At 64.8% G+C, this 14,453-nt stretch carries 6 protein-coding genes, 1 tRNA gene and 2 rRNA genes; 2 read left to right on the top strand and 7 right to left on the bottom strand.

The genetic code is table 11. The features are described from left to right. Nucleotides 1-28 precede the first annotated feature (28 nt). Both AYX06_RS10980 and AYX06_RS10975 read right to left on the bottom strand, forming a co-directional pair. A 23S ribosomal RNA gene (locus AYX06_RS10980) occupies nucleotides 29-3,162 on the bottom strand. Nucleotides 3,163-3,834: 672 nt separating this feature from the next. Further along, nucleotides 3,835-5,362, bottom strand: a 16S ribosomal RNA gene (locus tag AYX06_RS10975). Together the 16S and 23S rRNA genes form the textbook arrangement of a ribosomal RNA operon. Before the next feature lie 759 nt (nucleotides 5,363-6,121). Here AYX06_RS10975 and istA point away from each other — a divergent pair. Both istA and istB read left to right on the top strand, forming a co-directional pair. Continuing rightward, nucleotides 6,122-7,720 (top strand): IS21 family transposase, encoded by a 1,599-nt coding sequence (gene istA, locus AYX06_RS10970; RefSeq protein WP_198161393.1) that lies wholly within the window; start codon nucleotides 6,122-6,124, stop codon nucleotides 7,718-7,720. Further along, entirely contained in the window at nucleotides 7,717-8,499 is a 783-nt protein-coding gene (gene istB, locus AYX06_RS10965) for an IS21-like element helper ATPase IstB (protein WP_062733518.1), read from the top strand. Before istA ends, istB begins: the two co-directional genes overlap by 4 nt. A gap of 521 nt (nucleotides 8,500-9,020) precedes the next feature. On the opposite strand, the gene AYX06_RS10960 is transcribed toward istB, so the two are convergent. The 5 genes from AYX06_RS10960 to AYX06_RS10940 all read right to left on the bottom strand — a co-directional run bounded on the left by AYX06_RS10960 (nucleotide 9,021) and on the right by AYX06_RS10940 (nucleotide 14,127). Continuing rightward, nucleotides 9,021-9,093: transfer RNA gene (locus tag AYX06_RS10960), tRNA-Gly, on the bottom strand. Between the two features lie 166 nt (nucleotides 9,094-9,259). Then, the gene (locus tag AYX06_RS10955; protein ID WP_062735793.1) at nucleotides 9,260-9,511 is read right to left on the bottom strand and encodes a DUF6458 family protein; all 252 of its coding nucleotides are present in this window, start codon (nucleotides 9,509-9,511) and stop codon (nucleotides 9,260-9,262) included. Between the two features lie 144 nt (nucleotides 9,512-9,655). Continuing rightward, a complete protein-coding gene (locus AYX06_RS10950) occupies nucleotides 9,656-10,387 on the bottom strand; it encodes a hypothetical protein (protein ID WP_062735792.1) in 732 nt (243 codons plus the stop codon). A gap of 61 nt (nucleotides 10,388-10,448) precedes the next feature. Further along, nucleotides 10,449-11,192, bottom strand: coding sequence for a hypothetical protein (locus tag AYX06_RS10945; protein WP_062735791.1), 744 nt, complete (start codon nucleotides 11,190-11,192; stop codon nucleotides 10,449-10,451). Nucleotides 11,193-11,208: 16 nt separating this feature from the next. After that, entirely contained in the window at nucleotides 11,209-14,127 is a 2,919-nt protein-coding gene (locus AYX06_RS10940) for a VWA domain-containing protein (protein ID WP_261775411.1), read from the bottom strand. Between the last annotated feature and the right edge of the window lie 326 nt (nucleotides 14,128-14,453).

The following is a 14,453-nucleotide window of genomic DNA, read 5'->3' as shown; positions in this document are numbered from 1 at the left end:
GTCCCCACGCTTCGGTGGGGGGCGGGTGTGGGGTAAGTTGTCGGCGTATTAGTACCGGTCGGCTGCACACGTCGTTGGTTCGTGCTTCCACCTCCGGCCTATCAACCCAGTGGTCTCGCTGGGGGCCTCTCACACCAAGTGGTGTCTGGAAATCTCATCTCGAAGCGAGCTTCCCGCTTAGATGCTTTCAGCGGTTATCTCTTCCGAACGTAGCGAAGCAGCGGTGCACCTGGCGGTACAACTGCCATACCAGAGGTTCGTCCGTCCCGGTCCTCTCGTACTAAGGACAGGTCTTCTCAAATTTCCTGCGCGCGCAGCGGATAGGGACCGAACTGTCTCACGACGTTCTGAACCCAGCTCGCGTACCGCTTTAATGGGCGAACAGCCCAACCCTTGGGACCAACTCCAGCCCCAGGATGCGACGAGCCGACATCGAGGTGCCAAACCATGCCGTCGATATGGACTCTTGGGCAAGATCAGCCTGTTATCCCCGAGGTACCTTTTATCCGTTGAGCGACGGCCATTCCACAATGTACCGCCGGATCACTAGTCCCGACTTTCGTCCCTGCTCGAGCTGTCGCTCTCACAGTCAAGCTCCCTTGTGCACTTACACTCGACACCTGATTGCCAACCAGGCTGAGGGAACCTTTGGGCGCCTCCGTTACTCTTTAGGAGGCAACCGCCCCAGTTAAACTACCCATCAGGCACTGTCCCTGACCCGGATCACGGGCCGAAGTTAGATGTCCAGAGTGACCAGAGTGGTATTTCAACGTTGACTCCACGTGCACTGGCGTGCCCGCTTCACCGTCTCCCACCTATCCTACACAAGCCACACCGAACACCAATACCAAACTATAGTAAAGGTCTCGGGGTCTTTCCGTCCTGCTGCGCGTAACGAGCATCTTTACTCGTACTGCAATTTCGCCGAGTTCATGGTTGAGACAGCGGGGAAGTCGTTACTCCATTCGTGCAGGTCGGAACTTACCCGACAAGGAATTTCGCTACCTTAGGATGGTTATAGTTACCACCGCCGTTTACTGGGGCTTGAATTCTCCGCTTCGCCGTGAGGCTAACGGGTCCTCTTAACCTTCCAGCACCGGGCAGGAGTCAGTCCGTATACCTCGTCTTGCGACTTCGCACGGACCTGTGTTTTTGATAAACAGTCGCTTCCCCCTGGTCTCTGCGGCCCTTACCCGCTCGCACCAGCTAGTGGTGTCCACGGTCCGGGCCCCCCTTCTCCCGAAGTTACGGGGGCATTTTGCCGAGTTCCTTAACCATGATTCTCTCGATCGCCTTAGTATTCTCTACCTGATCACCTGTGTCGGTTTGGGGTACGGGCGGCTGGAACCTCGCGTCGATGCTTTTCTCGGCAGCATAGGATCACCGAATCCCCCCACGGATGGGGGTCCCGTCACGTCTCAGGCACGTGATCCGCGGATTTGCCAACGGATCGCCCTACACGCTTAGACCGGGTCTACCATCGCCCGGCTCGGCTACCTTCCTGCGTCACACCTGTTAATACGCTTACCTCCCCGGTTCAGGTCCCACGCTCCCCGACACCGGCGACCGGCCAATGGCCGGCACCTGGTGCGGTTCGGGTGGTTAGTGTCCCCGGTTCGATAGGGGCGGTTCTTCGCCGGTACGGGAATATCAACCCGTTGTCCATCGACTACGCCTGTCGGCCTCGCCTTAGGTCCCGACTGACCCAGGGCAGATTAGCTTGACCCTGGAACCCTTGATCATCCGGCGGACGGGTTTCTCACCCGTCATTCGCTACTCATGCCTGCATTCTCACTCGTGTGGGCTCCACCACTGGGTCACCCCGCAGCTTCACTGCCCACACGACGCTCCCCTACCCATCGCACCACCTGAACCACCCCCACGAAAGGGACGGCTGGGTATCGTTGGTGCAATGCCACAACTTCGGCGGTGTACTTGAGCCCCGCTACATTGTCGGCGCGGAATCACTTGACCAGTGAGCTATTACGCACTCTTTCAAGGGTGGCTGCTTCTAAGCCAACCTCCTGGTTGTCTGAGCAACTCCACATCCTTTCCCACTTAGCACACGCTTAGGGGCCTTAGTTGGTGGTCTGGGCTGTTTCCCTCTCGACTATGAAGCTTATCCCCCACAGTCTCACTGCTACGCTCTCACTTACCGGCATTCGGAGTTTGGCTGACGTCAGTAACCTTGTAGGGCCCATCGGCCATCCAGTAGCTCTACCTCCGGCAAGAAACACGTAACGCTGCACCTAAATGCATTTCGGGGAGAACCAGCTATCACGAAGTTTGATTGGCCTTTCACCCCTACCCACAGCTCATCCCCTCCATTTTCAACTGAAGTGGGTTCGGTCCTCCACGCGCTCTTACACGCGCTTCAACCTGGCCATGGGTAGATCACTTCGCTTCGGGTCTAGATCACGCCACTCACTCGCCCTGTTCAGACTCGCTTTCGCTACGGATACCCCTCACGGGTTAACCTCGCGACGTAACACTAACTCGCAGGCTCATTCTTCAAAAGGCACGCCGTCACCTTGTAGGGCTCCGACGGATTGTAGGCACACGGTTTCAGGTACTATTTCACTCCCCTCCCGGGGTACTTTTCACCTTTCCCTCACGGTACTGGTCCGCTATCGGTCATCAGGTAGTATTTAGGCTTACCAGGTGGTCCTGGCAGATTCACACGGGATTTCTCGGGCCCCGTGCTACTTGGGTACATGCTCCGCGCGGCAGCGGCGATTTCGTCTACGGGACTCCCACCCTCTACGGCCCGGCACTCACACCGGTTCGACTATCGCCCTGCACTCACACGCCCGGGCCGGCAGACCCGGGACGACACGCCCCACGACCCCGATGATGCAACCCCTGCCGGGTCTCACACACCATCGGTTTGGCCTCTTCCGCGTTCGCTCGCCACTACTGACGGAATCACTGTTGTTTTCTCTTCCTGTGGGTACTGAGATGTTTCACTTCCCCACGTTCCCTCCACGCACCCTATGCATTCAGGTACGGGTCACCACGCATAACACGTGGCGGGGTTTCCCCATTCGGAGACCCTCGGATCACAGCTCGTTTATCAGCTCCCCGAGGCTTATCGCAGATTACCGCGTCCTTCATCGGCTCCTGATGCCAAGGCATCCACCGTGCGCCCTTAAAAACTTGCCACATGATCACAGAACACACCGACCAACAACCACAACCAGCACCCGTCCACCGGCACCCCCACCCCGAAAGGCAGCAGCACCAGCACGAACACGCGCTCTCGCAGTCGTCGGCGGCGATCAATCACGAACTCTCCCGCACCACCACCCACCCCGCACGCAGCGGAAGCAGGAGAGGGCACGGGCGTTCTTAAGATGCTCGCGTCCACTATACAGTTCTCAAACAACAACCCACACACCCCACACCATGGTGCTTCGGGGGGCGGCACCGGACCCCCGCAAGGAGGACCGCACCGACCCACCGCACCGGTGGGGCGCCGGGACAACCAGAGCCAACACACCCCCACGACCCCGGCCCCCCGCACCACCACCCCCCTGAGGGGACAGCAGCACCGGAAGACCCGGAAACCACGAGGGCCCTGTTGTCTCAGGACCCAACAGTGCGCCATGGACCACACCCCCACCACCCGGGTATCAGCCGTTCCACCACCCCACCGACCCCCCGGCCCGCAAGGACCAGAGAACACAGCGGAGCGGGTACTGAAGAAGAACCCGGCCGGCACACGAGGTGCGGCCGCTTGCTCGTTGACATTCCACCCATGAGCTCACCCCACCAGCACCACGCACGGGCACTAGGGCGGGGGCGACCACCACACGGCGGTCAACGGCTCCTTAGAAAGGAGGTGATCCAGCCGCACCTTCCGGTACGGCTACCTTGTTACGACTTAGTCCCAATCGCCAGTCCCACCTTCGACGGCTCCCTCCCACAAGGGGTTAGGCCACCGGCTTCGGGTGTTACCAACTTTCGTGACTTGACGGGCGGTGTGTACAAGGCCCGGGAACGTATTCACCGCAGCGTTGCTGATCTGCGATTACTAGCGACTCCGACTTCATGAGGTCGAGTTGCAGACCTCAATCCGAACTGAGACCGGCTTTTTGGGATTAGCTCCACCTCACAGTATCGCAACCCTTTGTACCGGCCATTGTAGCATGCGTGAAGCCCAAGACATAAGGGGCATGATGATTTGACGTCATCCCCACCTTCCTCCGAGTTGACCCCGGCAGTCTCCTATGAGTCCCCACCATCACGTGCTGGCAACATAGAACGAGGGTTGCGCTCGTTGCGGGACTTAACCCAACATCTCACGACACGAGCTGACGACAACCATGCACCACCTGTCCACCGACCCCGAAGGGAAACCCCATCTCTGGGGTAGTCCGGTGAATGTCAAGCCTTGGTAAGGTTCTTCGCGTTGCATCGAATTAATCCGCATGCTCCGCCGCTTGTGCGGGCCCCCGTCAATTCCTTTGAGTTTTAGCCTTGCGGCCGTACTCCCCAGGCGGGGCACTTAATGCGTTAGCTACGGCGCGGAGAACGTGGAATGTCCCCCACACCTAGTGCCCAACGTTTACGGCATGGACTACCAGGGTATCTAATCCTGTTCGCTCCCCATGCTTTCGCTCCTCAGCGTCAGTAACAGCCCAGAGACCTGCCTTCGCCATCGGTGTTCCTCCTGATATCTGCGCATTTCACCGCTACACCAGGAATTCCAGTCTCCCCTACTGCACTCTAGTCTGCCCGTACCCACTGCAGACCCGGGGTTGAGCCCCGGGCTTTCACAGCAGACGCGACAAACCGCCTACGAGCTCTTTACGCCCAATAATTCCGGACAACGCTTGCGCCCTACGTATTACCGCGGCTGCTGGCACGTAGTTAGCCGGCGCTTCTTCTGCAGGTACCGTCACTTGTGGCTTCTTCCCTGCTGAAAGAGGTTTACAACCCGAAGGCCGTCATCCCTCACGCGGCGTCGCTGCATCAGGCTTCCGCCCATTGTGCAATATTCCCCACTGCTGCCTCCCGTAGGAGTCTGGGCCGTGTCTCAGTCCCAGTGTGGCCGGTCACCCTCTCAGGCCGGCTACCCGTCGTCGCCTTGGTGAGCCATTACCCCACCAACAAGCTGATAGGCCGTGAGCCCATCCAAAACCAGTCAAACCCTTTCCACCCCCCACCATGCGATGGAGGAGTCGTATCCAGTATTAGACCCGGTTTCCCAGGCTTATCCCAGAGTCAGGGGCAGGTTACTCACGTATTACTCACCCGTTCGCCACTAATCACCCCCGCAAGCGGGAGATCATCGTTCGACTTGCATGTGTTAAGCACGCCGCCAGCGTTCGTCCTGAGCCAGGATCAAACTCTCCGTCAAAAAACAGAAAAACAAACCCACCCACCCCGCAACAGAAGCAGGACGAGCGAGCGATCCAGGCCGAAAAAGACCACCCACACCCCACGGAGGCGGGACACAGGCGATCCATCAACCAAACAAAACATTTGGTATCAACAAACATGGCACACTATTGAGTTCTCAAACAACAGACCAAGAACCAGGACCCCAAAGGCCCCGAAACTCGTGAGTGGTATCTTCGCCGCCTCCCGGCCCCGGACAACCCGTCCCGGCCGCAGCGACTCAGCTAATTTACCTCCCCGACCCGCCCCACGCAACTCCCGCACCCCGCCCAGCAGGACACGACAGCACCAGAACGACTCCGGAGAAGAACCAACCACCGGAAAACCGGCCACCACCACGGGGCCAGAACCTCGCCCACCCGCGGCAACTCGGAAGACACTACACCCACCCCCCGACACCGTCAAAACACCCACCGACACCGCACGAACGGGGTGTGCCCGCAGACCCGGAACGGCATCGGGCAACTTTGCTGCGACGGACTTTCTGCTGCCGAGGGTCTGTGCTGACGGACCGGACAGCCCCGTCCCCGGCAGCCGCAGGTGCTAGCGGACATGCCAATCTCCCTGTAGGCGGACACGTATCTCCCTGCTGACGGACAGCTAATCTCCCTGTCCTGTGCCATGGGATCGGGCTCGTGTCGGTCCCTCCGCAGACGTCCCTCCGGGGGTTCGCTCGAGGTCTCTGACCACCTTGAGCCATCACCCGCCGGAGGGACGCATGAAGAAGTCTGACAGGGAGATCATGGAAATTCTCGAAGCCTATGACGCCACCGGTTCCGCGCACTCGGCCGCGGCTCTGGCCGGGGTGGATCCGAAGACGGTGCGCCGTTACGCCGCCGCCCGGGATGCGGGCCGGCCGGTGACCGGCCCGGGCCGCCGGCCCCGGATGATCGACGCTTACCTGCCGAAGATCGAGGAGTGGGTCGAGCGCAGCCAGGGCACGGTCCGCGCCGACGTCGTCCACGCCCGCCTGGTCGGTGTGGGGTTCCCGGGGACCGAGCGGACCACCCGCCGGGCGGTGGCGCAGGTGAAGGCTGCTTGGCGGGCCGGGCACCGGCGCACCTACCGGCCCTGGATCACCGAGCCGGGGCTGTGGTTGCAGTTCGACTGGGGCGAGGGCCCGAAGGTGCCCGGGGTGGACGGGACGCCGCGGCGCACCTGGTTGTTCTGCGCCTGGCTGGCGTGGTCGCGGTTCCGGGTGGTGATCCCGGTCTGGGACCAGACCCTCCCGACGCTGATCGGGTGCCTGGATGCGACTCTGGCCCGGATCGGCGGGGTGCCCACCTACGTGCTCACCGACAACCCCAGGACCGTCACCGTCGATCACGTGGCCGGGGCGCCGGTGCGCCACCCGCAGATCGTTCAAGCCGGCCGGCACTACGGCACCCAGGTGCACACCTGCGTGCCGTATGACCCGGAGTCCAAGGGCGGGTCGGAGTCCACGGTGCGCATCGCCAAGGCCGATCTGGTGCCCACTGACGCCAACCTGCGTGAGCACTACGCCTCCTTCGCCGCACTCGAGGCCGCCTGCACGGCGTTCTGCGCCAAGGTCAACGGGCGCACCCACCGGGAGACCGCCCGGGTTCCCGCCGAGGCGCTGGTCGAGGAGCAGCAACGCCTGCACGTGGCCCCGACCGCCCCGCACACCACCGCCCTGGGGGTGACCCGCACGGTGGGCACGGATCAGACCATCCGGTTCGGCTCGGTGCGCTACTCCACCCCGCCCGGGCTGGTCGGGGCCGAGGTGTGGGTGCGGGTCGCAGCCGAGGAGCTGGTGGTCGTCGCCGACCTCGACACCCTTCCGGTGGCCCCGGGGTGGGCGGCCGGGCGGGCTGGGCTCACCGAGGTCGCCCGCCACCGCCTCTCGACCCCGGGCAATCCACGGATCGACCTGGGCCACTACCCTGACCACCCGCAGGACCCCACCGGTGCGCCACGCCCGCCCCGGCCACGGCCCCGCAGCGCGGCGGAGAAGGACTTCCTGGCCCTGGGCGCCGGCGCGCAGGCCTGGCTGATCGAGGCCTCCGCCGCCGGAACGGTACGGATCCGGGCGAAGATGGCCGCCGCCGTTGAGCTCGCCGCCCTCATCGGGGACGGGCCCGTGGACGCAGCCCTCGGGGTAGCCGCGGCCGCCGGGCGCTTCGGCGAGGGTGATCTGACCGCGATCTGCGATCACCAGGCCACCGGGGCCACCGCCGCCGGACTCGTGGCCGCCGACGAGACCCACTCCGCCCAACCCGGCACCGCCTCCTGGGCCGACTTCGGCACCAGCACAACAACCAGCACAACCCCCACAACCAAGGAGACCGCTCAATGAACACGGCCACCGCCCCGGCAGCGCCGCCGTTGCCCGACGATCTCGCCGCAGTGCTCAAGCGGATGCGGATGCCCTACCTGCGCGCGGCCGCCCCCGAGGTGCTGGCCACCGCCCGCGCCCAGCGCTGGGACCCCACCGAGGTCCTCCGTGCGCTGCTGGCCGAAGAGGTGCGCGGGCGCGACGAGGCCACCCGCGCGGCCCGACGCAAGGCCGCGGGCCTGCCGGCCGGGAAGACCTTCGAGTCCTGGCGGTCAGGCGATTCTTCGATCCCGGCCCCGACACAGTCCGCCCTGGCCACCCTGGAATGGGTGGGCCGGGCGGAGAACCTCGCGATCTCGGGGCCTTCGGGCACGGGCAAGACCCACTTCCTCGAGGCCCTGGCCCATCAGGTCATCGACGCCGGGATGCGGGTCTCCTGGTTCACCCTCGAGTCGCTGACCGCCGCGATCGGCCGGGCCGGGGTGGACGGTTCGATCGGCAAGACCATCGCCCGGATCACCCGGGCCGAGCTCATCGTCGTGGACGACATCGGGATGCTGCCCTCGGGCCAGGCCGCCGCCGAGGCCTTCTACCGTCTCGTCGATGCGACCTATGAACGCCGCAGCCTCGCGGTGACCAGCAACATCCATCCGGCAGGGTTCGACACGATCATGCCCAAGACCCTGGCCACCGCAGCCGTGGACCGGCTTCTGCACCACGCCCACGTGATCATCACCGAGGGCACCTCGCTGCGGCTCACCGAGGCCACCGCCGGACGCGGGGTGGTCCCCTTGACCTGATACCGCCGGAGGGAGATTAACTGACCGCGGACAGGGAGATCAGCTGTCCGCAGACGGGGAGATCACCTGACCGCCCACAGGGAAGTCCCGCTGACCGTTGACAGCAGGTCGGACGGTGGGGCACTGGCGGCATCCTCGTGCTGATCCGTGAGTCATCCAAGGATGTGGTGCCGGATCGATCCGGCACCATGCGCCGGCGCGAGCTTCCTACGGAGAGACGCCGGTCGGTCCCGACCGCATCCGTGGGCCATGTGATCTGTGGTGCCTGCTGGGTTGCTCGGCGACGTCGTCGGCCGTTGAGCTGGCCGCTGCCCGGGACAGGTGAGGCATCGCTGCGGGCGGGGCTGCAGCGGACGTGCTGCGGACGAGGAATCGAGTCGTGGTGATCGAGCGGCGCGCATCCGCGTGATCACGCGCCACCTCTGTGGCGAGGACATCTGCGGCCGGTGAATGCGTTCGACACCTGGACCCGTCGATGACGGGCAGGTCCTCCGTCTCGCCCTGCGAGAGGGGACGGGAAGAGCGGCAGACGGGAGTCGAACCCGCGACCTCCACCATGGCAAGGTGGCGCTCTACCAGCTGAGCTACTGCCGCATTCGTGGCTCCATCAGGAGCCACGGGAAGACATTACCCGATTCTTGCGGCGTGTGCGTCACGCCGGCCAGGAAGGCCCCGGGTGCGCTCCCCTTTTCCGTGGTCCCGGCCTGTGCCGTGACCGTGGCAATTACGCCTCAGGAGCGCAGGATCCGCCCGGCCGGACTCAGAGGTGCGAGTCGCGCTCGGTGACGGATTCCCGGCCGGTGGGGTCGACGTGTCGGGTCTGGGTGGTGGTGCGCCGCGGGATCAGGGAGATCACCAGCAGCACCGCGCCCACGACGGTGAGGATCCACCCCACCGTGACCAGGCTGATGGCGAAGGAGCCCAGGCTGATCGTGTTGCCGCTGGTGGCGAAGACCAGGATCAGTCCCAGAACGAGCGTGATGGCGGCACCGGCGGAGAAGTTGCGGTTCATGGCGGGCTCCTGGTCGTCGTGACAGAGGCATGTGCTTTGCGATTGCGATCATCCTACAGGTGGGTCAGCACGCTGATAAGTGCTGTCGGGTTCGGACACGGACCGGCCGGACCGCCGATACCTCCCACGGACCGAACCGCCGGCTCAGGGCCAGCGGTCGCGGGGGACGCGGTCGAGAGGCTCGACCGGGCGATGGATGAGGACGGCTCGGGGGCCGTAGAACTGCGCGTTGAACGGGTCGATGCCCATGGCTCGGCAGTAAGTGGCCACTCGCTCCGGGGTGAGGCGGCCGGGGATCCGCTCGAGTTCATAGGCGGCAGGGTCCTCGAAGTCCAGGTACTCGCCCTCGTCGGTGAACTCCCACTGGTCGTAGGCGTACTCGGCGCGCAGCTGCCGTAGGTAGAAGTCCGGTGGGCCGGCGGCCGGGTCGGTGATCGAGAACCCGGTCGCCCCTGCCCCGCCGAGGACGTCCTCGTCCAGGTACTGGCCTTCGGTGTCGATCTCCTCCTCCTCGGTTCTTACGGGGTGCGGGCGCCAGGCTGCGACCACACCCCTCACCCCCAGCTGTTCGCTGAGCACGCCCACGGCGGGCTCCACCTGTGGGCCGGCCGCCGAGGAGTCGAAGAAGGCGGTCCACTGCCGGCCACCGGCCTCCACCAGCAGTTCCATGGTCGCCTCGGGACCGATGTCCAGCGGGTCCAGTCGCCCCAGCAGCTCGGTCAGGTCCCCGTTCAGCCACTCCAGGGCCACGGTGCCAGGCCCGTGGACGCGCTCCCGCCAAGCCACGAGAGCCTGAGCAGCAGTCGCCAGATCGGCCTGCAGGAACCCGATGGCCTCGGTCGTCGGGGCGTACTGACCGTTCAACAACAGCTCCACAGGCGTTCCTTCGTGATTCGTTCCGTCATGAAACCCTGAGGCAGGCAGGGCGAGGTGGCGCTCAGCCCGGCAGGCCGGCCGCTTCACCGGGGACTATCCCGGCCTCGGCCTGGACCTGCGCCAGCGACTTCTGCACCAACGGATTCACCTCCTGACGGCCTTGAAGGTACGCCGCAGACTGGTCCAACAGCAGCCCGCGAGGTCCGTAGAAGTCCTCTTCGAAGGGGTAGAGGCCTAGAGCCGCGCAGTAGTCGGCGATCTTCTGGCTGGTGAGTCGGTCGCGGATCCGTCGGGCTTTGTAGGTCTCGGGCTGCTCGAAGGATTGGAGTTCCCCGACATTCGTGAATATCCACCGCTCGTCGTCGCCGACCTGCGCGGCGACGATTCGTATCCCATCCCCGTTCTCCCCGTGCATCGAAAAAACCATGTTCCCGAAGCGGCCCGTGCCGTCCCGACGGCGGGTGTGCGGAGAGGTGGCCATCACCAGCCCGGGTACGCCCAGATGTCGGCAGTACCCGCGCACTGCCCCTTCGGCGGATGACTCCGTGCCCCGGACGTGTCCGGCGAAGTAGACCGACCACTCCGGCTCGCGTGTCTGCACCCACAGCTTGCGCACGGTGGCGGGCATCGAGAGCGGCTCCAGGTGTGGAAGCAGCTCCCGCAACCCACCGGTCAGCTCAGTGAGAATCGCTGGCTGGAGCCGCTCTCTCGTGGACTCGTATGTCTTGATGCGTTCCAGGGGAGCATTGACGAACACCGCATACGAGGTGATGGGAGCGAACTGTTCGTCCAGGACAGTGAGCATTCCAGCCTTTCCAGAGTCATCCAACGGTGATCAGTTCAATGATGGCATTGGGATCATTGACCTTGATCCGAAGGTAATGCTCCAGGGCACGGTTCGAAGAGGGAGTGTCATACTCCCGGTAGTACCTTTGATTGCCAATCAGGTACTGAAGATCCGGGCGGTTCTTGCCAGCCTGAGTTCCATTTGCCAGTACTTGTTGCTGATCCATTCGGATGTCATTCAAGTCATCGCCATAGGTGTCGATCAACTGATCCAGATCTTTCTTGAAGTGGGCGTTCTGGATCTTGTTGCGGCTGATGTAGTTCGCCACTGTCCGCCGGTCTACGGACAACGGAGCCGTGGCGGTCCTGCCTGCCACCTGCGCGTCGCGGGCAAGGGGCTTGACCAGACCCACTGTGACGGCTTCGTCGACGAGCTTCATGAAGTCCGCTTGCCGGTCCTTGAAGGCGCCGCTCTTGGCCAGGGCGGCGAGCATGCCGTACGCCTTGTCCGGGTGCTTGCCCAGTTGGGTCAAGATGTTGTCGGTCGACTTCGCTGCGTCCCCGCCGATCGGGATGAACGCGACTGCGGAGAGCGCGGCAGCTCCGAACTGCCCGGTGCCGAGCCCGTACAGCACGTCGCGGACATCACCGACCACGAGCACACCGCTGGCTATCCACCCGAGCAGGTACCAGGACGAGGACTCCAGCTCGTCGGTCAGGCCGACCGCGTCGGCGGCCCAGCTGTCCCCGGCGTCGCCGAAGACCAGGCCGCCGAGGAAGGCCGCGACCTTTTCGGAGGTCTCCAGGTCGTAGACCTCAGGGTCCGTGCCCTGGGCGTCCTCGACCGCGTCGTTCATGCCGTCGCCGTCGCCGTCGGCGGCCTCGGGGTCGTAGCCGGCGTCGACCTCGGTGAAGTCGTCGAGCCCGTCCCCGTCGGTGTCGCGGTTGCGGGGGTCGGGGCCGATGCCGGCCTCGTCGGAGTCGGGCAGATCGTCACCGTCGGTGTCGGCCCGCGTCGGATCGGTCGGCACGGGATAGTAGGTCTTCTCCCCCGCAGTCCCGTCCTCGCGGAGCTCGCCCGCTTCCTCTCCGTCGCTGAGCCCGTCCCCGTCGGTGTCGGGGTTGTCCGGGTCGGTCTTGTAGGTTGTGCCGACGCCGTCGCGGAAGCCCTCCGTCTCGTGCCGGTCGGCGATCCCGTCCCCGTCGCTGTCCTTGAGGTTGACCTCGTCCTCGATGCTGTCGAAGATTCCCGGCAGCTCAGCGGCACGGTTGACCTTGTAGTACGTTCCCCCCGTCTGCGCGGCGATGTCTCCGAGCAGTCCGTCGTCGACGGAGTCCCCGAGCCCGACGGTGTAGACCCGCACCCCCATGGACGCGGCCCGGCTGGTCAGACCCGGGTCGTAGGCGCCCTCGCCGTCGGTCAGCAGCACGACCACCTGCTGGCTGTCTGCCCGTCCGGCCCGGGTGAGCTCGTTGAGGGCACTTCGCAGCCCGGCGCCGATGTCGGTGCCGCCGAAGGCATCGATGCGCTGGACGGCGCGCTTGGCGGCCGCGAAGTCACCGGTGAGCTGCTGACGCAGGTAGGCGAAGGAGTCGAAGTCCACGACTCCCACACGGTCCCCGTCGAGCAGCGAGTCGATCAGCTGAACGGCCGCTTCCTTGCGGATCCCGCTCGGGTCGTTCCACACCATGGAGCCCGACGAGTCGAGGGAGAGGACCGCGTCGACCGCTGTACGCTCCTCGCTGCCCTCCCGCGGAGCCGACAGCTCACTGTTCCAGACCTTCTGGAACTCCTCGAGGTCGACGAGGACGAAGGGTGAGAAGTCGTCGGCGGTGACCGTCGCCGTGCCCGCCCTCAGGTCCACCGTCTGGTCCGCGGGGATCTCGAAGACCGCCCGCGCCGCATCCCAGTGCAGGATCGTCAGTTCTGCACCGCCGGCCACGGCGCCGGGGTCGAAAGTGAAGGACAGGGTTCCACGCGTGATCCCGGGATCCACGACCGCGTCCACGGCAGACCCGACCTGGCCGGGGACGGTACGCAGGCGTTCATCGCCCGGTTCCTGGAGGCTGGTGTCCAGCACGGTCGCGCCCGGACCCACCACGGACAACGAGACCGCGGAGTCCTTGGTGGACACCGTCTTGTCGTAGGACTCGTCCGCATCGGAGAGGCCGTCACCGTCGGTGTCCGGGGAGGTGGGAGAGGTGCCCAGCTGGTGCTCCTGGCCGTCCGTGAGGCCATCGGCGTCCGTGTCGGAGGTCGCGGCCGAGGACCCGTACTGGCGCTCCTGGCTGTCGTCGAGGCCGTCGCGGTCCGCATCGGCGGACACCGGGCTCGAGCCCAGATCCAGCTCCGTGCGGTTGGACAGTCCGTCCCCGTCCGTGTCGGAGTCACCGTCGCGCCGGCCGTCGCCGTCCGAGTCCGCCTGGTGCGGATCCGTGGTCGAGGCCAATTCCTCGGCATCGTCCAGTCCGTCCCCGTCGACATCGGACTCGAGAGGATGAGATCCGAAGCGCTCTTCCACCCATAGCGGCAGGCTGTCGCCGTCGGGGTCCGCCGCGGCACCCGGTTTGCCGTCCTCGACCGACAACCCCGCCGGCTCGGCGGACTCGCAGCCGGACAGCACGTCGCCGTCGGAGACGCCATCGCACTCGTCCTTGGCGTTGCCGCCGTCGACGGTGTCCCGGCCGGTGCCGCCAATCAGCAGATCCTTGCCGTTTCCGCCCTCCAGGACATCTGCCCCCGGGCCGCCGAAAAGGACGTCCTGCCCATTGCCGCCGACCACGGTGTCGTTGCCGCCACCGCCGAAGATGAAGTCATCCCCCTGTTCCCCGCAGATGACATCGTCCTGGGTGGTCCCCACGAGACGGTCCGCGCCGCTGGTGCCCTGGATCGTGCACTCTGCTCCATGGCGCGGAGCCGCGAACACGGGTTGGTGCGGTGCCAGCCCCAACATCAGGGACACTGCAGTCAGAAGACTGAGCACCAGGGGAAGAGGGCGTCGATCAGGGGCGAGGTCCGACATGGCAGTTCTCCGTCATCAGGAATCAGGCATCTTCCCTGCGGACGGGTGAGGGGCAACCGCAGGAAGCGTTCCGAGCGGGTTGCTGCGCGCACCGGTCATGCTGATTACAGCCATGTGCCAATGCAAATACAAGAAGGCGGTCGGCTCGCCTCACCGACGGTGTGCTGATCGACGCCTACGGAGAGCGAATGCCCAGGTGGTCATCGCGCTGCGGTGCACGAGGACGCAGAATGACGCGGCGCACGGACGGATCCAGT

It is taken from the genome of Kocuria turfanensis (assembly GCF_001580365.1).
Lineage (GTDB): Bacteria > Actinomycetota > Actinomycetes > Actinomycetales > Micrococcaceae > Kocuria > Kocuria turfanensis.
This window is presented reverse-complemented; position numbering and strand designations above follow the sequence as displayed.

Coding starts and splice junctions, on each gene's coding strand:
- istA (WP_198161393.1), top strand. CDS start 6,122: ATGAAGAAGTCTGACAGGGAGATCATGGAAATTCTCGAAGCCTATGAC.
- istB (WP_062733518.1), top strand. CDS start 7,717: ATGAACACGGCCACCGCCCCGGCAGCGCCGCCGTTGCCCGACGATCTC.
- AYX06_RS10955 (WP_062735793.1), bottom strand. CDS start 9,511: ATGAACCGCAACTTCTCCGCCGGTGCCGCCATCACGCTCGTTCTGGGA.
- AYX06_RS10945 (WP_062735791.1), bottom strand. CDS start 11,192: ATGCTCACTGTCCTGGACGAACAGTTCGCTCCCATCACCTCGTATGCG.
- AYX06_RS10940 (WP_261775411.1), bottom strand. CDS start 14,127: ATGTTGGGGCTGGCACCGCACCAACCCGTGTTCGCGGCTCCGCGCCAT.